The sequence below is a fragment of the Streptococcus macedonicus ACA-DC 198 genome (assembly GCA_000283635.1).
In the GTDB taxonomy this organism is placed as follows: Bacteria; Bacillota; Bacilli; order Lactobacillales; family Streptococcaceae; genus Streptococcus; species Streptococcus macedonicus.
The window spans coordinates 299,546-317,387 of record HE613569.1; the positions used below are offsets into that span (position 1 = coordinate 299,546).

At 35.2% G+C, this 17,842-nt stretch carries 15 protein-coding genes, 1 tRNA gene and 1 pseudogene; 10 read left to right on the forward strand and 7 right to left on the reverse strand.

The window, feature by feature from the left end; genetic code table 11:
• Positions 1–112: 112 nt before the first annotated feature.
• The 3 genes from pyrG to SMA_RS01665 all read left to right on the forward strand — a co-directional run bounded on the left by pyrG (position 113) and on the right by SMA_RS01665 (position 2,908).
• Positions 113–1,717: a CTP synthase gene (gene pyrG / locus SMA_RS01655; RefSeq protein WP_014293926.1), complete on the forward strand. Its 1,605-nt coding sequence runs from the start codon at positions 113–115 to the stop codon at positions 1,715–1,717.
• Positions 1,718–1,834: 117 nt separating this feature from the next.
• The gene (locus SMA_RS01660) at positions 1,835–2,770 is read left to right on the forward strand and encodes an alpha/beta hydrolase (RefSeq protein WP_014293927.1); all 936 of its coding nucleotides are present in this window, start codon (positions 1,835–1,837) and stop codon (positions 2,768–2,770) included.
• 52 nt (positions 2,771–2,822) lie between these two features.
• A tRNA-Leu gene (locus SMA_RS01665) sits at positions 2,823–2,908 on the forward strand.
• 63 nt (positions 2,909–2,971) lie between these two features.
• Here SMA_RS01665 and SMA_RS01670 read toward each other — a convergent pair.
• Positions 2,972–4,228 (reverse strand): ISL3 family transposase, encoded by a 1,257-nt coding sequence (locus SMA_RS01670; protein ID WP_014293928.1) that lies wholly within the window; start codon positions 4,226–4,228, stop codon positions 2,972–2,974.
• A 310-nt stretch (positions 4,229–4,538) separates the two neighbouring features.
• On the opposite strand from SMA_RS01670, the gene SMA_RS01675 reads away from it, so the two are divergent.
• Complete coding sequence (locus SMA_RS01675; RefSeq protein ID WP_014293929.1) at positions 4,539–5,420, forward strand: class II fructose-bisphosphate aldolase; 882 nt, start codon at positions 4,539–4,541, stop codon at positions 5,418–5,420.
• Positions 5,421–5,628: 208 nt separating this feature from the next.
• On the opposite strand, the gene SMA_RS01680 is transcribed toward SMA_RS01675, so the two are convergent.
• Positions 5,629–5,922, reverse strand: coding sequence for a hypothetical protein (locus SMA_RS01680; protein WP_048816333.1), 294 nt, complete (start codon positions 5,920–5,922; stop codon positions 5,629–5,631).
• A gap of 332 nt (positions 5,923–6,254) precedes the next feature.
• On the opposite strand from SMA_RS01680, the gene SMA_RS01685 reads away from it, so the two are divergent.
• The 3 genes from SMA_RS01685 to SMA_RS01695 all read left to right on the forward strand — a co-directional run bounded on the left by SMA_RS01685 (position 6,255) and on the right by SMA_RS01695 (position 10,650).
• Positions 6,255–7,949 carry a hypothetical protein gene (locus SMA_RS01685; protein WP_014293930.1) on the forward strand — a complete coding sequence of 565 codons (1,695 nt, stop codon included), beginning with the start codon at positions 6,255–6,257 and terminating at the stop codon, positions 7,947–7,949.
• A 131-nt stretch (positions 7,950–8,080) separates the two neighbouring features.
• A complete protein-coding gene (locus SMA_RS01690) occupies positions 8,081–9,544 on the forward strand; it encodes a coiled-coil domain-containing protein (protein WP_014293931.1) in 1,464 nt (487 codons plus the stop codon).
• Positions 9,544–10,650, forward strand: a complete 1,107-nt coding sequence (locus SMA_RS01695) for an AAA family ATPase (RefSeq protein ID WP_014293932.1) — start codon at positions 9,544–9,546, stop codon at positions 10,648–10,650. Before SMA_RS01690 ends, SMA_RS01695 begins: the two co-directional genes overlap by 1 nt.
• 620 nt (positions 10,651–11,270) lie before the next feature.
• On the opposite strand, the gene SMA_RS01700 is transcribed toward SMA_RS01695, so the two are convergent.
• The 3 genes from SMA_RS01700 to SMA_RS01710 all read right to left on the reverse strand — a co-directional run bounded on the left by SMA_RS01700 (position 11,271) and on the right by SMA_RS01710 (position 13,643).
• On the reverse strand, positions 11,271–12,620 hold the full coding sequence (locus SMA_RS01700) for a tyrosine-type recombinase/integrase (protein ID WP_014293933.1): 1,350 nt from the start codon (positions 12,618–12,620) through the stop codon (positions 11,271–11,273).
• Positions 12,620–12,868 (reverse strand): hypothetical protein, encoded by a 249-nt coding sequence (locus SMA_RS01705; RefSeq protein WP_014293934.1) that lies wholly within the window; start codon positions 12,866–12,868, stop codon positions 12,620–12,622. The genes SMA_RS01700 and SMA_RS01705 overlap by 1 nt, the downstream gene beginning before the upstream one ends.
• 94 nt (positions 12,869–12,962) lie before the next feature.
• Complete coding sequence (locus tag SMA_RS01710; RefSeq protein ID WP_014293935.1) at positions 12,963–13,643, reverse strand: IS6 family transposase; 681 nt, start codon at positions 13,641–13,643, stop codon at positions 12,963–12,965.
• Positions 13,644–13,783: 140 nt separating this feature from the next.
• On the opposite strand from SMA_RS01710, the gene SMA_RS01715 reads away from it, so the two are divergent.
• Positions 13,784–14,023 (forward strand): hypothetical protein, encoded by a 240-nt coding sequence (locus SMA_RS01715; RefSeq protein WP_228750713.1) that lies wholly within the window; start codon positions 13,784–13,786, stop codon positions 14,021–14,023.
• A 52-nt stretch (positions 14,024–14,075) separates the two neighbouring features.
• Here SMA_RS01715 and SMA_RS01720 read toward each other — a convergent pair whose 3' ends face one another.
• On the reverse strand, positions 14,076–14,855 hold the full coding sequence (locus SMA_RS01720) for a MerR family DNA-binding transcriptional regulator (RefSeq protein WP_014293936.1): 780 nt from the start codon (positions 14,853–14,855) through the stop codon (positions 14,076–14,078).
• Between the two features lie 90 nt (positions 14,856–14,945).
• Between SMA_RS01720 and SMA_RS01725 the strand changes: the two genes are divergently transcribed.
• Positions 14,946–16,850 carry a heavy metal translocating P-type ATPase gene (locus SMA_RS01725; RefSeq protein ID WP_003134160.1) on the forward strand — a complete coding sequence of 635 codons (1,905 nt, stop codon included), beginning with the start codon at positions 14,946–14,948 and terminating at the stop codon, positions 16,848–16,850.
• Positions 16,851–17,243: a hypothetical protein gene (locus SMA_RS01730; protein WP_014293937.1), complete on the forward strand. Its 393-nt coding sequence runs from the start codon at positions 16,851–16,853 to the stop codon at positions 17,241–17,243. It begins immediately after the preceding gene.
• Between the two features lie 396 nt (positions 17,244–17,639).
• Here the strand turns inward: SMA_RS01730 and SMA_RS01735 are convergent.
• Positions 17,640–17,804, reverse strand: a pseudogene (locus SMA_RS01735) (MerR family DNA-binding protein); the annotation flags it as partial.
• Positions 17,805–17,842: the final 38 nt, after the last annotated feature.

Consider the following 17,842-nt stretch of genomic DNA (forward strand, 5'->3'; position numbering starts at 1 on the left):
ATGTTTATTTACTTTTTTATCAAATATCTTATGGATGTTTTGATTTGTTGTTATTCTTAATCTTCAAGCACTTATCGTTTGCTATTATTTTATTTAAAAGGAGTTTTATTTAATGACTAAGTATATTTTTGTTACTGGTGGTGTTGTTTCTTCTATCGGTAAGGGAATCGTGGCTGCAAGTCTTGGTCGTCTTTTGAAAAATCGCGGTCTTAAAGTAACTATCCAAAAATTTGACCCTTATATTAACATTGACCCAGGTACAATGAGCCCTTATCAACACGGTGAAGTTTACGTGACAGACGATGGTGCTGAAACTGACCTTGATCTTGGTCACTATGAACGTTTTATTGACATCAACCTTAATAAATATTCTAACGTAACAACTGGTAAAATTTATAGCGAAGTTCTTCGTAAAGAACGTAAAGGTGAATATCTTGGTGCAACTGTCCAAGTTATCCCACACATCACAGACGCTTTGAAAGAAAAAATCAAACGTGCCGCGGCAACAACTGATTCTGATGTTATCATCACAGAAGTTGGTGGTACAGTTGGTGATATTGAAAGTCTTCCATTCCTTGAAGCCCTTCGTCAAATGAAAGCAGATGTTGGTGCTGATAATGTTATGTACATTCACACAACGCTTCTTCCATATCTTAAGGCTGCTGGTGAAATGAAAACTAAACCAACACAACATTCTGTTAAAGAATTGCGTGGTCTTGGGATTCAACCTAATATGTTGGTTATCCGTACAGAAAAACCAGCTGGTCAAAATATTAAAAATAAGTTGGCACAATTCTGTGATGTTGCTCCAGAAGCTGTTATTGAATCGCTTGATGTGGATCACATTTATCAAATTCCACTTAACATGCAAGCTCAAAACATGGACCAAATCGTTTGTGACCACTTGAAATTGGATGTGCCCAAAGCTGATATGTCAGAATGGTCTGCAATGGTTGATAAGATTATGAATCTTAAAAAATCAACTAAGATTGCTCTTGTTGGTAAATATGTCGAATTGCCAGATGCTTACCTTTCAGTTGTTGAAGCTCTTAAACACTCAGGTTATGTTAATGATACGGCTATTGACCTTAAATGGGTTAATGCCAACGATCTTACAGCTGACAATGTTGAAAAAATGCTTAGTGATGCTGATGGTATCATCGTCCCAGGTGGATTTGGTCAACGTGGTACAGAAGGTAAAATTGAAGCAATCCGCTATGCGCGTGAAAAAGACATGCCAATGCTTGGTATCTGTCTTGGTATGCAATTGACTTGTGTGGAATTTGCTCGCAACGTATTGAACTTGGAAGGTGCAAATTCAGCTGAGCTTGATCCAGATACTAAATATCCAATTATTGATATTATGCGTGACCAAATTGACATCGAGGATATGGGTGGAACACTCCGCCTTGGGCTTTACCCATGTAAATTAAAACCAGGTTCACGTGCAGCACACGCTTACAACAACCAAGAAGTTGTTCAACGTCGTCACCGTCACCGTTACGAATTTAACACTAAATTCCGTGATCAATTTGAAGAAGCAGGTTTTGTTTTCTCAGGTGTATCACCAGATAACCGCTTGATGGAAGTTGTTGAATTGCCAGAGAAAAAATTTTTTGTGGCTGCTCAATATCACCCAGAACTTCAAAGTCGTCCAAACCGTCCAGAAGAGCTTTACACAGCCTTTGTGACAGCAGCGATTGAAAACAGCAAATAATCACTAAAACAGATTAACACTCTTTAAGCTAAAAGCTTGGGAGTGTTTTTTTGATAATACAATTCTAATGAATCTATACCCCTTTTATTTTTAGGAAAAAATAGTATAATAGTGAGCATGAGAAAAATAAGAATTAGAAAACGTCGTATTTTATTAGGAATTATTGCTCTACTTTTTGTAGTAAGTGTCGGAGCAAGTTTTTATTTTTTCCATGTAGCACAAATTCGTGAAGAAAAATCATTCATTAATAATAATGGTCGTTCAAAAGACAATCCTCTCTACGCCTATGAGCAGAGTTTTAACCAACTGACAAAAGAAACACTTTGGATGACCAACCAAGGTTTAAAACAAGATGCTTGGTATGTTCCTGCAGAAACAGCAACAAATAAAACGGTTATTGTTGTTCATGGCTTTACAAACGATAAGGAAGATATGAAGCCTTATGCTTGGATGTTTCATGAGCTAGGTTACAATGTCCTTATGCCAGATAATATGTCTCATGGTGACAGCGAAGGGCAAATCATTGGATATGGCTGGAACGACCGCTTAAATGTCATAAAATGGGCGGAGCTGCTAGTTGAACAAAATTCAGACAGCGAAATTACCTTGTTTGGTGTTTCTATGGGAGCAGCAACGGTTATGATGGCTTCTGGTGAAGAAAGTTTGCCTGACCAAGTTGTTAATATTATTGAAGATTGTGGTTATAGTAGTGTCTGGGATGAGTTAAAATATCAAGCTAAAGAAATGTATAATCTCCCAGCTTTCCCAATTCTTTATGAAGTATCTGCAATTTCAAAAATTCGTGCAGGCTTTTCTTACGGTCAAGCAAGTAGTGTGAACCAATTAAAAAATAACACCCGTCCAGTTCTTTTCATCCATGGCGGTGATGATACTTTTGTGCCAACAAGTATGGTTTACAAGAATTATCAAGCCACACAAGGCGAGAAAGAATTGTATATCGTTAAAGGTGCGGGACATGCCAAATGCTTTGAAACTGATCCTCAATCATATATTGAAAAAATTTCAACTTTCTTGAAAAAATATGAAAAATAGTGTTGACAGCCAAAAGATAAGTTGATATAATTTTATATGTTGTTAAGGAACAGCGGAAATGGCGGAATTGGCAGACGCGCAGGACTAAGGATCCTGTGATCGCTTTAGATCGTGAGGGTTCAAGTCCCTCTTTCCGCAGAGCAGACAAGCTAAGGCTTGTCTTTTTTGGACTCATTGTCAACTGTAGTGGGTGACTTATAGCTAAGCACGAGAGGAGACGAAATGCGTCTTCTCTTTTTGCATGTTTAAAGCGATAAAGATACGTTTTTTAAAGTTGTCAAAGTTCCTGAATCCAAAGGCATTACGCTTGATGTCTTTGATGAGTTTGTTGGTTGCCTCCAGTTTGGCGTTAGAATAAGGAAGCTCAATAGCGTTTATGACGTGTTGCTTGTGGTGAAGGATAGTTCTCAGAGCTGTTTTAAAGGTTTGATTGAGATGTGGTAAGGCTTCTTCAATCAAGTCAAAGAAGTAGTCAGCGTTTTTCTCTTGCAGGTGGAACAGTAGGAGCTGGTAGAGGTCATAATACCCTTTCAACTCAGGGACAAGGTGGAATATCTCGGTCAAACATTCTTTTGGTGTGAGCGTTTCTCCAAAAGTCCTTGAACGAAAGCTGTTTAGAGAGAGTTTACGACTGTCTTTCAGCACGGATTTCCAGTAGTATTTGAGGGCACGATATTCTAAAGATTTCTTGTCGAACTGTTTCATAAGTTGAATACGTGTGTGATTAAGAGCACGGCTCATGTGTTGAACAATGTGGAAACGGTCAATAACAATCTTAGCTTTGGGAAAGAGCTTAGGAATCATCGGGATGTAGCTGCCAGACATATCAACGGTAACGACTTTCACGCTGTTCCTAGCCTCTTTAGAATACCTGAAGAAATGATTGCGAATGGTTGTTTGTGTCCGATTCTCAAGGATGGTGATGATTTTCTTGGTCTCAAAATCCTGTGCAATGAAGGCAAGCTTTCCTTTTTGATACGAAAACTCATCGATGGAGAGGATTTCAGGCAGACGAGAGAAGTCCTCTTTGAAAGTGAATTCCCTGAGTTTTCGGTGTACGGTAGAGGTTGAAATCGCTAAATCCTGAGCAATGTGTGTTAAGGCTTGACGATTGACCAAGGCTTGCGCGACCTTCTGTCTGAGAGGTTCAGAGATTTGACAGTTTTTCTGTACCAAGCTGGTTTCAGAGACGGTTACCTTACGACAATTCTTGCATTGAAAACGCCGTTTCTTGAGCCTAATAAGACTGGGGAAGCCAGCCACCTCAAGAAATGGTATTTTCGATGGCTTTTGGAAGTCATATTTTATCTGTTTTCCCTGACAGTGATTACAGTTTCCAGGAGCGTAGTCCAGTGTAGCTATCATCTCAATGTGTGTCTTGTGTTTCAAAACTTTGTTCAACGTGATATTTTTGTCTTTAATTCCAATCAATTGTGTAGTATGATAGAGTTGTTCCATATGATGCTTTCTAATGTGAGTTTGGTCGCTTTTCATTATAAGTTATATGGGACTTTTTGTGTATATTCAAAAAGCCCTATAATTCCACAGTGGAGTTACCCACTACAGAAATTATAGAGCTCTTTTTTGTTTTCAATGGAAAATAATAGTATGAAATAAAGCTTTCATTTTCAGTAAATTTTGTCATTTGTGGGCGTTTTTTCATAGAAAATCAGTCAAATTTCAAGTAACACTAGCAATCTGATGAGATTTGTGATAAAATGTACGTGTAAAAGGGATTATCCCAAAAAATAAATAGGAGGCCTATATAATGGCAATCGTTTCAGCGGAAAAATTTGTCAAAGCAGCCCGTGACAACGGATATGCAGTTGGTGGATTTAACACAAACAACCTTGAATGGACTCAAGCAATTTTACGTGCAGCAGAAGCTAAAAAAGCTCCAATCCTTATCCAAACTTCAATGGGTGCTGCAAAATACATGGGTGGTTACAAACTTTGTAAAGCACTTATCGAAAACCTTGTAGAATCAATGGGTATCACTGTACCAGTTGCTATTCACCTTGACCACGGTCACTTTGAAGATGCATTGGAATGTATCGAAGTTGGTTACACTTCAGTAATGTTCGACGGTTCACACCTTCCAGTTGAAGAAAACCTTAAATTGGCTAAAGAAGTTGTTGAAAAAGCACACGCTAAAGGCATCTCAGTTGAAGCTGAAGTTGGTTCAATTGGTGGTGAAGAAGACGGTATCATCGGTGAAGGTGAATTGGCACCAATCGAAGACGCTAAAGCAATGGTTGAAACTGGTATTGACTTCTTGGCTGCAGGTATCGGTAACATTCACGGTCCTTACCCAGAAAACTGGAAAGGTCTTCACCTTGACCACTTGCAAAAATTGACTGAAGCTGTTCCAGGCTTCCCAATCGTATTGCACGGTGGATCAGGTATCCCTGACGATCAAATTCAAGCAGCTATCAAACTTGGTGTAGCTAAAGTTAACGTTAACACTGAATGTCAACTTGCATTCGCTAAAGCTACTCGTAAATTTGTTGCTGAATACGAAGCAAACGAAGAAGAATACGATAAGAAAAAACTTTTCGACCCACGTAAATTCTTGAAACCAGGTTTCGAAGCTATTACAGAAGCTGTTGAAGAACGTATCGACGTATTTGGTTCAGCAAACAAAGCTTAATCAGTTATAATACATGATTAAATCAAGGTTTATCCGAAAGGATAAGCCTTTTTAGTATGATTTTGCCCCCAATTTGCCCCCATTAATACTTTGATGAGTTATTGCTGAGTTAATGAATCAATTAGAGGTGTGATTGTGTCTTTTGTCTTTTGAGTTACATGGAGATATATATTAGTAACTCTACTTCCTCTATTATGCCCTACTCGATCTACTTCATCAAAAGTTTGAAAAGCAGTAAATGGATTGACTTGTTCCTTTTTAGTTCGCTTTGAATCAAGGATTCTAATGGATTAAGACTAGAATCGGAAATTTCGTCCCCTAATTCAATTTGTAGGTTATCGGCTGTCCCAATATTCCAATGAAGACTCAAAAGTCCATACGCTCGGTCTTTACGTTCTGCGTTTGCGAGCGGGTGGTCAAGCAGGCGGAGCACTTCATCCCATTCGTCACGTTTTGCAGCTTTCTCAATTAATTCATCACGTTTGTCTTCTACTTTGCTCATAATTGTTTCCTTTCGTCTTAGAACGGAAAGAAACAAGCTCAGGGTTTGACAAAAAAGCACATCAAAACAACGGAGAATCAGAATAGTGAGCAAACGACTAATGTCAGTTCACTATTTGTTTCAGTCCGTCCGTTTGATGCGCATCATATTTGTATTTGGACTATTTTTTATTTACAAGTTACCTTGCATAATCTTATTCTACTAAAGATAAAAAGGCTTTCCCATGACTTCTCAAGTCAATTATTTAATATTTTTATTTATTTTTCGTTTCTTTCTTGGAAAGGTTTTCGTGGTATAATGAAAGTAACAAATATTTGACAAGGAGCTTTATTATGGCTAACGAAAATATGCTACAGAACGAAGCTATAAAAGACTTTGACTTTGAGGCAATGGAGGATTTGATTTCTCAACAATTAGAAGATCAAATTGCTGATTTGGAAGTGATAAAGGAACAGCGTGATAAAATCGGCACGCCAGAAAGTTTGGTGAATGCGGTTATTGATGCTGCTGTGGAAGGATTTAATAATAATATTGCACAACAGTTTGGCGAAGATTTCATTCGTAACAATGGTGGTTTGAACCTTGATTTAAGCAGGGATGCACACTTCCAAACCGTGGACAATTTTGCTGATGGAAAATTTGCAGAGCACAATCCACATGCTGGGGAATATCAGCAAAAGCATGAAGCCATGCAAAGCAACTTTGAAAAAGATGCTCAAGGGAATATCAGATATCATACAGACCGCTCTGGGAAAACTAAAGTAAATCTTGTTAAAGGGGCTCGTACACCCTATGATAAAAATAGACCAAGTGGGTCAAAAGAGCGTGGGACAGATATGGATCATACTATGTCAGCAGGAGAGCTGATGAGGGATCCAGCTGCTAATTTGTATATGTCGGAAGATGCAAGAATTGCTTTTGCAAACAGTCCGCAAAACCTCAATGAAATAAACAGTGCTTGGAATCAATCTAAAGGGGATTTGTCAATGGAAGATTGGCTGAACCATCCCAATGCTAACGGGCAAACACCAAAAGAGATTTGGGGAATTACTGATAATCAAGAAAAGGCACTAAGAAAGAAAGATAACGAAGCTAGACAAGCCAAACAAAATGCGGAACAAGCAGGAAAAGACGAGATAGAAGAACTGGGCAAAGCTTCCCGTCGTGATGAAGGCGTGAGGATACTAAAAGGTGCAGGAAAAGCAGTTCTGATGTCCTTGTTGGCAGGCTTTGTCAAGGAAGTTCTAAAAGAAATGATTATTTGGATCAAAGAAAAAGGGCGGAAACTGAATACTCTGATGGATCATTTCAAATCTGCTTTGTCAAACTTTATTAGAAACCTAAAAGAGAATCTTTTCCAATCTACGAGAACGGCTGTGACGACCGTTGTAACCGCAATCTTTGGGGAGGTCGTAACAGTTATTAATAAAGCTATTACCTTCCTCAAACAAAGCTGGAAAACCGTGAAAGATGTCATGACTTATATGAAAAGTCCTAATCACAAGCGAGAGTCCTCAGTTGAGATGATGTCAGGAATTTCAAAAATTGTAGTTACGGGGCTTGCGACAGTTGGTACCATCGCTTTTAGTGAAGTGGTTGGTAAAGGATTAGTTGCTGTTTTTCCGGCGTTAGCTGCTGGTGGTATTGCAGATATGATTGGGCTATTGATCAGTGGGATAGTGATGGCGATTATTAGCATGCTTATCATGAGGCAGATCGATAAGTTCATTGATAATAAACTGAAAGAAGAGTCATCTAAAGCAATAATCGCTAAGCAAAATGAGATCTTAAATCTACAAGAACAACAGATTGCTGTGGCTGGAGCTAAAATAGAAGTAAAGAGGAGAAATACCCAAAATTTCATTCAGCAGACTCAAGAAAACGCTAGGGCAGCACTCAAAAGGATTTCTGACAACGACAATATAGAAATCTCGAAGATAGATTTTATATCTGAAAATAAAAGTGAATTAGATAGACAACAAAAAGAACTAGATAGTCTATCTAAGATATTGGATGATTTGTTGTGAGATTTCCAGATGTAAGAGATAATGGTATGTATAAAACAAATACATCGTAGTAAAAGATTTTAACAAGATAGATAACACGGGACACTTCCCAAATTTTTCTGACTATAGATCTGTTGAAATAAGGGGACATTATGAATAATGACAAATTAAATAAATTAAAAGTTTTTCTTTCGTGGGCATATCCAAAAGGTTCTTCGTTTGAGAAAGCAGACCTAGATATGTTAGATATAAATGCTTATGTGGAAATCCAAGGCTGGCAGGAAATTTATTACCTTATCGATGTTCTTGTGAAGGAAGGATTTTTGACTAAGGATTATCGGTTTGGAAAGTATTTTTATCAAATTAATTTTTCTAAAACAACAGAAAAAGATAATAAAATTGTAGAAAAAACAAAGAGTAACTCACGAAATAAAAAAGCTCAAAGTAACACAATAGTTGCGTGTGATAATAAAGAAAAGAAGCAGACTGTAGAGCAAAATACTGGTGATACTAGTCTCCAGCTCGCCAAGAAGGTCAATGAATTAGAGAAAAAGAAAAAGGAGATAAAGTCCTTAGTCCGAAGTATTAATTCAAGTGAAAATTTGCCGACGGTTGCGGAAAGGGGGGGACTTTTTGGTCGGTTTGATTATAAAGTTACGGGAGAAGAATTAAATAATTTTACCTCAAAGGTTCAAAGTAGGTTAATTGGGCAAAATCAAGCAATAAAAAAAACCACTCAAGAATTTGGCTCAGTATATACTTCAATTATTGAAACTTTAGGACTGGTAAATGTTTCTCTGGCAGGAGCTGTAAAGGCTTCTAATCAAGCACATGAAGCGGGAGTTAAAGCTGGGAAAAATGCCGCAAAAGTTAAGACAGCACAAGATGACATAAAAAAATTAGTTATAATAAACAATACATTGCTTCAAAATCATAAAGAAGTCATCCAAAAATTGAAAACTCATAAAGAAAAACTTGATGAAATTGAACATATTACAGATGTAGATAAGCTTTACTCAGATTTTTATGTGAAGAGCCAGGAACTTGAAAAAGAAAATAATAAGATTTCTGAGCAAATCATAACTGTAAGTAGTGAAATTGAAACGCTAAAAACAGAATTAGATGATTTATCGGATACGATTAGAAATTTTGATGAATCCTTATCAAAAGAGATGGAAGCTCAAAAAACTGGAATTGATGCAGCCTTTCTGCAAGTGGCTCAAGACTTAAAAGATATTCAGAGTGAAACGGAATCTAAAGTTGAAACTCTCAGCTCTGATATTAATAAGGTAGTTCTAAATCAGAAAAAAGGTTTTGATGAAAAGTTGGATCACTTAGATGATACAGTTAAAAAACTGGAAGAATCCAACTTAGAAAAGATACATGAGCTGAAAAATACAAGTGATGAAGCTTTTGCAAAAATTGCTAAAAAGATTGAAGAAAATCAAAATGAAAGTCTAACTCAAGTCAAAAGTATCCACTCAGAAATGGAAGAACAATTGAATGAACTGAAGGAATATTTCCAAAATCAACTAAAAAGAACAAGACTTCTCGCAATAATCTCATTTATTGCATTTATCATTTTGCTCGTATTGATACTTAGTGAGGTAATTTAATGATTTCAGAGAGCTACATAATTAAGCTAGAGAAGGAAGCGAAAAAACTCGACATTATCTATGGTACGGAAAATGAGTTTGAAAAGCTTGTAGCAGAAATTGCCACAGACATAGCAGGACAAGCGAGCCTTCTGTTTTTAAAAAAAATAGGTGAAGAGCAAAAGAAAATAAATTCTCCAAAAACTTCAAAATTCCTAAATGAAGCGAGAGAACTTTTATTTACCTTTTTAGGTTCAAAACAAATTGAAAACATGGTCGATGTTTTAAAGGAAGAAGCGAATTTTTCTTTGCCGGAACTCTTACATAATTTAGATACCTTAGTTGGTTTGGAAAACGTTAAACGTCAAGTGACGGATTTAATTACATACAATCAAATTCAACACTTACGAACAAAAAAAGGTTTAGCGAAATCCAATAGAACCTTGCACATGGCATTTCTAGGAAATCCCGGTACTGGTAAAACTACAGTGGCTCGAATCGTTGGGCATATGTATAAAGCGATTGGTTTATTGAGTAAGGGACAGTTTATCGAAGCGAGTCGTACTGACTTGATTGCAGAGTATCAGGGACAGACGGCAATCAAAGTTAAGCGACTTATCAATCGTGCAAAAGGTGGAGTTTTGTTTATAGATGAAGCTTACAGTATCACAGAAAATAATCATACAGACAGCTATGGTAAAGAAAGCTTGACAGAACTCACGAAAGCACTTGAGGATTATCGAGATGACTTGGTCGTGATTGTGGCAGGCTATACAGATCTCATGGAGCAATTTTTTGAGTCAAATCCTGGCTTGAAATCAAGGTTTAATAGCTTTATTTTTTTTGAAGATTATTCGATTGATGAGCTAGTGGAGATTTTTAAAAATATTTGTGAGGAAAGTGATTATTCTGTTGATGAAGCGATGATTGAAAAAGTTAGACTATGGCTTCAAAACAAGCTAGATGAAAAAAATGGAAACTTTGCTAACGGTCGAGTGGTGCGTAATTTGTTTGATGATATTACGATGAACCAAGCTAAAAGACTTGTACGAGACGCTCATGAAGAATTAGATAAGAATTTATTGGAAAAATTATTGCCAGAGGATGTACCAGAGTTAAAGGGATAATCTAGGACAAAAGATAAATTTAAAACTTAATTTAAAGTCAAAATGGATTGGGAGTATTGGGTAGAGAACCAGATATTCAAAAATATCTTCATATCCTTTAATATGAAGAAAAATATTGCATGAGGGATATTCTGAGGATAACTGGGTTGGAAAGTCTTGTCCTTAAATATTATTTGAACAATGGCTAGAACAATTAGATAAAGTAAAATGGGAGTATCATAGCTTTGACCACGGGAAAAAATACAGATATTGATTAATTTTTCAGTTTTTCTTTCTGGTTGTTTTCTGATAACGGAGGTTTGCTCAAATGCTATAAGAAATAAATTAGGAGGTCTATCATCTAAAAAAAATGTATGTAACTAAAAATAATTTAACTAATGGTGTGAACTTTTAGTATTTATCAGCTCAATTCGTGTATTTTTAGGATAAAGTTCACACCATTCAGATGAAATTAGTTGGAATTGGATGAAATTGTGAGTTTTGAAAACTTGTGGAAACATTGATATTACAAGCTTTTGAAATTTATTCAAAGAAAAATCTTTCCAACCAGGTCTTAAGAAATGAAGTATCCATAACTAGGATTCTTGCCCCGAATTGGCCCCCATTAATACTTTGATGAGTTATTGCTGAGTTAATGAATCAATTAGAGGTGTGATTGTGTCTTTTGTCTTTTGAGTTACATGGAGATATATATTAGTAACTCTACTTCCTCTATTATGCCCTACTCGATCTTGAATAGCTTCAAGTGGAACGCCTTGTTCTGCAAGAAAACTTATATGAGTATGCCTGAAGATATGAGTTGAAATATGTTTATTAAAACTTATCTTTTCATCAATATTTATACCGACACGTCTTTGATTGCCTTTTTTATTCTTCTTCCCATTTTGAGAAGAGTTTAGAAAATTATTTAGAACACTATAATGTAAAGGGGATCCATTGAAATCAGGTTTGTTTTTACTTTTAGATGTAAAAATCCAACCGTTATCTTTGTAGTCAGGGTTGAATTGAATATGCTTAATGTTTTCTTCAATTTCTTCACGAAGTATCTCAATTGCTCTATCTGAGAGTTGAACCTTTCTATAGCTTTGTAAGTTTTTTACATTTCCTTCGTAATTAGATTCTGAAGCTCCAGAATGAGTAGCTCGACTTCTAATTACAGAAGCTATTTTTTTATCAAAATCAATAGTTTCAATTTTTAAGCCTAAAACTTCACTAATTCTCATACCAGTAAGTGCCTGGAACTCAAATATTCTTGCGTATTGTTCGTTATATTTTTTAACTATCTCTAAGACCTCCCTAAGTTCCGATGACTCTAAGTAATAATCTTCAATATTTTTCTCCTTAAGAATTTTAATCTCTTCCTCAAGTCCTTTTTTGCCAATTGTAATGTAGGGCATAGGATTCTGGTCTGGAGAGATAAAGTTATTAGCAATTGCGTATTTAAAAATAGATGATAAATCTGATTTTACACTTTGAGCTATTCTTTTGTGACTCCCGATAGGATATAAAGAATCGATAAAGTTTTTAATTAAATTTGTAGGGATATTTTTTATTAGGGTCTCTTGAGGAATATACTTTTGAATATGATTTCTATACCTACCCTCCTCACCTGCTAATGTTTTAGGTTGAACTAACTTCTGATTTAATCTTTCTTGATGCCATAAGGTCCAAACTTCATTTAAAGTTATATTTTCTTTATCTTTGAGTGATTTTTTTGTTATTTCTTCAAACGTTTCATTTGCTTTAATTTGGAGTTCCTTATAAACTAAAGATTTTATTTGAGGAGATATTTTTATTTTTCCATTTTCATCTGCTTTATTTGGAACAGTATACCATTCTGAGAGAATTTCACGCCTTTTTTCTGTTAGAGGGTTAATAAAGCGGGTTCTGAATTTAACATCTACATAACCTTTTTTAGATGATTTTTTTATACTCTTCTGAACAATAGAGTGGAGGCGGATATTATTCATCAACTTACCTCCTTATATCTTTTGTTTTGTCTAAATCGCAAAAACATCAAAAAACCATTGAAGTTTATCCACACTGTTCTATGTCCAGAGTTAATGACATATTCTGCAAAAGTTGGATGTAGTCTCATTTCAGTTAGTAGATTATTAAGGGTTTTTAATTTTAATCCTTCAAATCGTTTTATTAAAGCCATTTTATCTCCCCATTCTGCTTCACAGTTTTCCACAGGTACATATTTTATTTTTAGCATATTAGTTCCTTTCTAATTTTATTTCCCAATCACATAAGTGGGTTCTGTTGCGAAGTTTGAAAATCAAACGAGCCCTCTCTGAACTCAGAATATCTTAGGCTGGTATTCCCATTAATACCTTGATTTCAGTAGACACCGAAAAGCCGAAGAGCGTTCCATTTCTTCGGTTCTTTTTATATATTCCTCGAATGGTCTCCATGCCCTTAATCGTGGAAGAGGCTGTACGGAGACTTTGATAAAATTTATTCCGTCGTTTAATAGGTCGATGGTCTTGTTCTATTAAATTGTTAAGATACTTCACAGTTCGGTGCTCTGTCTTAGTATATAAACCCACACTCTGTAACTTTCTAAAGGCGGAGCCAAGAGAAGGTGCTTTGTCTGTCACGATGACTCTAGGCTGTCCAAACTGTTTATGAAGTCGTTTTAAGAAAGCATAGGCTGCTTGAGTATCCCGTTTCTTTCGTAACCAGATATCTAAGGTTAAGCCGTCCGCATCAATTGCACGATAAAGATAATGCCAACGTCCCTTAATTTTGATATAGGTTTCGTCCATTTTCCATGAATAGAAGGATTGTCTATTTTTCTTCTTCCAAAGATAATAGAGGACTTTGCTGTACTCTTGCACCCAACGATAAATCGTAGTATGACAAACATTTATTCCACGATCATATAACAATTCCTGAACTTCACGATAGCTTAGATTGTAACGCAGGTAGTAACCAACAGCGACAATAATGACGTCTTTTTTGAATTGTTTGCCTTTAAAATGATTCATTACTCTGTCCTCTCTGTCTTTTTTCTCAATTTTACACTAAAATAGATTTTTTGGAAAACTTTGCAACAGAACCATATATAGCAAACATAGTAAATGGTAATGGAGGTTATTGGGGAACAAATGGTGTGAGTCAAGGAGTCTTGCGTCGAACAAATTTGGCTCCAGGAGTTATTGCTTCAGGATTTACTGACCATTTTACAGGATATGGAACGTCTACTACAGCTCGAACCTCACCATATGGTCATGTGGCAGTAGTAACTGGGGTGAACCCAGATGGAACATTTAACGTTCAAGAAGCTGGATATGGTGGGACATTTCCTTGGGGAAATGTTAGAACAAATATTAGCCCAGAAAATGTAGTATTCCTACTCCCAAATTAAAAAATACAATACTAGATACATATCTAGTATTGTATTTTTAGATAACTGCCAATTAATTTAATAATATCCTTAATTCCAGATGTGGCGTTGAAAAGTTGTACGGATTTTCGTAAGTTTCCAGAATTAATATAGAATTTTGCTTAAGTTTTTTAAGTCTAATTAATTCATCCGTTATCTTATCAGGTTCAATATGTTGTGCTTGAACACAGACATGATCAATATGCAAAATTTTTATGTTTTTTAACTTTGATGAGTGGCCCCGAACTTTTAAGGCAAGAAATTTATCGTAGTTACCATACTGGAGTGAATAATAACACCCAATTCGGTTAAAAAATTCTATTTCTAAATCCTTCAACATAGAGATAGTTTTATTAATTGTATCATAGTACTTATTTGAAAAAAATACATCATCGAAAGGTATCAAGATAAAATCCTCATGAGTTTGCTCTAAATCAACATTAATTGATGAGTCTAGTTTTTGAGATAAGCTTATTTCATTTTGTATATATTCTAAAAATTGCTTATCCTCTTTTAATTGCTTTTCTTTTAATTCTAATATGTTACTAGCTTTTCTAATGATTTCGGTCAAATTGATCTCAGTTTCGGACTTAATAAAGTCGTTAAAAGTCCCTAGAGGAATTCCATAATCAGCACATAATTTTATAATTTTCACATATGGAATATGTGCATGAGAGTAATAGCGGTAACCATTATTAGCATCAATTAATGCTGGATGTAAAATGCCGATAGACTCATAATATCTTAAAGCCTTGATATGTATACCAGAATAGCTGCTAAGTTTTCCTATAGTCAAATAATTTTTATTTTCCATTCTTTCTCCTTGACCTTACCGTAAAGGTATAGTTTATAATATCAGTATAACATATAAAAATATTTATATCATTTAGAAGAGGTATCTAATATGAAAAGCTTAATTACAGCTTTAAAAGAAAAGAGAGCATTACGCTTATATTTTATCGGAATAATAATTTTTATCATCGGATTATTACTCCCAATATCAAGTACAGTCAGAGTTTTAATTAGCATAATAGCAACTATTTTATCGGGATATCATGTAATGCTTGAAGGGATAGATGATACCATAAAAGAGACAGTCAAAAAGAAAAGATTTACTCCTAATACGCATATTTTAATGACACTTGCCGCAATAGGTGCAATTTTCTTAGGAGAAGCCGTTGAAGCTGCTCTACTAATCTTTATATTCGCAGGGGCACACTTTCTTGAAGAATATGTTGAGGGAAAAAGTAAACGGGAAATTACTAAACTAATAGAACTAAATCCTACGGAAGCTCGTTTAATTAATAATGAGGGAAATATAGAAGTAGTTTCGATTGATAAATTAAAAATAGGTGATAGACTTCAAGTTTTGAATGGAGCGCAAGTTCCAACTGATGGTATCATACTTAATGGTTCAACAAGCATTGATGAGTCAACCATAAATGGTGAAAGTATTCCTCGAGAAAAAAATGTTGGTGATATTGTTTTTGGTTCAACCATTAATGGTACAGGTACATTCACTATGAGAGTATCCAAGGATAGCAAGGATACAGTATTTTCTAAAATATTAACTATGGTTGAAGAGTCACAAAATAACCTTTCACCAACTGCCGATTTCATAAAACGTTTTGAACCACACTATGTCAACGGAGTATTAGTAATATTTTTAGCTTTAATTATATTTTCTCCAATGTTTTTAGGCTGGACATTAACGGAAACAATTTCAAGAAGTTTAGTCTTTCTAGTCTCTGCTTCACCATGTGCATTAGCTGTTGCTGCAATTCCTGCAACATTAGCTGGAATATCATCTTTAGCAAAACAAGGAATACTATTTAAAGGTGGTAATTTTCTTTCAAATTTAATTAATTTAAAAGCTGTCGCTTTTGATAAAACAGGAACATTGACAGAAGGAAAACCAAAAGTAGTAGATTTCTATTTTAATCCCGAACTTGATGGTGAATCCTTTAGAAATACATTAGTAGCAATGGAAAAGCAAAGTAATCACCCATTAGCAAATGCTATAGTTAATAAATTTGAAATTCAAAAAGTTGACTACGATATCAAAGTAGAAAATGAACTTGGGACAGGGTTGAGCGCAACCTACCAAGGAGAAAGCTATCGAATTGCTAAACCAAGTGCTTTTAAAATCGTAAGTCAAGAATGGATTGAAAAACAGGAAAACTTTGAAAATGAAGGAAAAACGGTGGTATTTATTGCTGTTAACGATAAAGTCGAAGGCTTAATAGCAATTCAAGATACTCCTCAAAAGACTGCAATTTCGGCAATTCAATATTTAAATAAGAATCAAATAAAGACTATTATGATAACTGGTGATGCAGTATTAACGGGAAAGGCAATTGGGAAACAGTTAGGCGTAAGAGATGTGCAGGCAAATGTAATGCCTGATGAAAAGGCAAAAATAATAAATGAAAATAAAGAAAAATATGGTCCAACCGCGATGATCGGAGATGGTGTGAATGATGCACCAGCACTTGCTGTAGCAGATGTAGGTATTGCGATGGGAGATGGCACGGATGTAGCTATAGAAACTGCAGATGTAGTATTAATGAATAATGACCTTGGTAATTTTGTGAGTGCACATAAAACTTCTAAAAGATTAAAAAATATTGTAACTCAAAATATAATATTTGCTTTATTAGTTGTTCTATTTTTAGTGTATATTAGTCTATGGAAAAATACCTCGGTGGTACTAAGCATAACATTGCATGAGGGAAGTACGCTGGTTGTTCTGCTAAATTCATTGAGATTATTATTGCCAAATAAAAAAGATATAGAAGGAGAGCTATAAATGTTTAAAAATATATTTCAAAACTTAACTGAACAAGCACAAGAAATTTTGGGGAATATAACCGAAAATATTCCTGAACAAATTCAAAATGTTGCAGGAGGTATAACCGAAAACATTCCTGAACAAATTCAAAATGTTGCAGGAGGTATAACCGAAAACATTCCTGAACAAATTCAAAATGTTGCAGGAGGTATAACCGAAAATATTCCTGAACAAATTCAAAATGTTGCAGGAGGTATAACCGAAAACATTCCCGAACAGATTCAAAATGTTGCAGGAGGTATAACCGAAAACATTCCCGAACAGATTCAAAATGTTGCAGGAGGTATAACCGAAAACATTCCTGAACAAATTCAAAATGTTGCAGATAGTATTACGAAATTTTTGGGATAATATAAATTTTTCTCATCTTTTGAGAATATGAAATTAAATTATGCTCCAATCAAATGTATCAAACTAGGTTGAAACTCAATGACCAACTCGTTATATACCACGAGCCAATCAGAAAGCTTGATATTCGCTCAACCAGATACATCTGAGGAATCCTCCTTTATAAAGATTTTAAATATATTAATTGGGCCACTGAAATCAGGTGGCTTTTTTTGTTCAGTATTGAGGTCGGTATTAGGGGCAGTATTAGGGTCGGTATCAAGGTCAGTATCAAGGTCAGTATTAGGGTCAGTATTAGGGTCGGTATTGAAAAGTGTTATCGACCTTAAGAATGGACTAACAATTATTTATAGCCATGCTTTGAGAAAAAGCAAACTTTTTCGGAAAGATGTATATCATTTCAATTCGTTTTAAATCCTCTATTTGTTTTTGCGCTTCCTTTTGTTTTTTAGAAATAAATTCGAACATATCTTGACAACGAACTTCATCTTTATCTACAACACCAAGTAATTTATAAATCTCGCTTAAAGAAAAACCAAGTTCCTGTATTCGTTTAATAAACCGGTTCTGTTGCAAAGTTTTAAATAAAGAATAAAATCCCT

Coding starts and splice junctions, on each gene's coding strand:
- SMA_RS01720 (WP_014293936.1), bottom strand. CDS start 14,855: ATGGAAAATAAAAATTATTTGACTATAGGAAAACTTAGCAGCTATTCT.
- SMA_RS01695 (WP_014293932.1), top strand. CDS start 9,544: ATGATTTCAGAGAGCTACATAATTAAGCTAGAGAAGGAAGCGAAAAAA.
- SMA_RS01680 (WP_048816333.1), bottom strand. CDS start 5,922: ATGAGCAAAGTAGAAGACAAACGTGATGAATTAATTGAGAAAGCTGCA.
- SMA_RS01700 (WP_014293933.1), bottom strand. CDS start 12,620: ATGAATAATATCCGCCTCCACTCTATTGTTCAGAAGAGTATAAAAAAA.
- SMA_RS01670 (WP_014293928.1), bottom strand. CDS start 4,228: ATGGAACAACTCTATCATACTACACAATTGATTGGAATTAAAGACAAA.
- SMA_RS01705 (WP_014293934.1), bottom strand. CDS start 12,868: ATGCTAAAAATAAAATATGTACCTGTGGAAAACTGTGAAGCAGAATGG.
- pyrG (WP_014293926.1), top strand. CDS start 113: ATGACTAAGTATATTTTTGTTACTGGTGGTGTTGTTTCTTCTATCGGT.
- SMA_RS01675 (WP_014293929.1), top strand. CDS start 4,539: ATGGCAATCGTTTCAGCGGAAAAATTTGTCAAAGCAGCCCGTGACAAC.
- SMA_RS01725 (WP_003134160.1), top strand. CDS start 14,946: ATGAAAAGCTTAATTACAGCTTTAAAAGAAAAGAGAGCATTACGCTTA.
- SMA_RS01710 (WP_014293935.1), bottom strand. CDS start 13,643: ATGAATCATTTTAAAGGCAAACAATTCAAAAAAGACGTCATTATTGTC.
- SMA_RS01685 (WP_014293930.1), top strand. CDS start 6,255: ATGGCTAACGAAAATATGCTACAGAACGAAGCTATAAAAGACTTTGAC.
- SMA_RS01660 (WP_014293927.1), top strand. CDS start 1,835: ATGAGAAAAATAAGAATTAGAAAACGTCGTATTTTATTAGGAATTATT.
- SMA_RS01730 (WP_014293937.1), top strand. CDS start 16,851: ATGTTTAAAAATATATTTCAAAACTTAACTGAACAAGCACAAGAAATT.
- SMA_RS01690 (WP_014293931.1), top strand. CDS start 8,081: ATGAATAATGACAAATTAAATAAATTAAAAGTTTTTCTTTCGTGGGCA.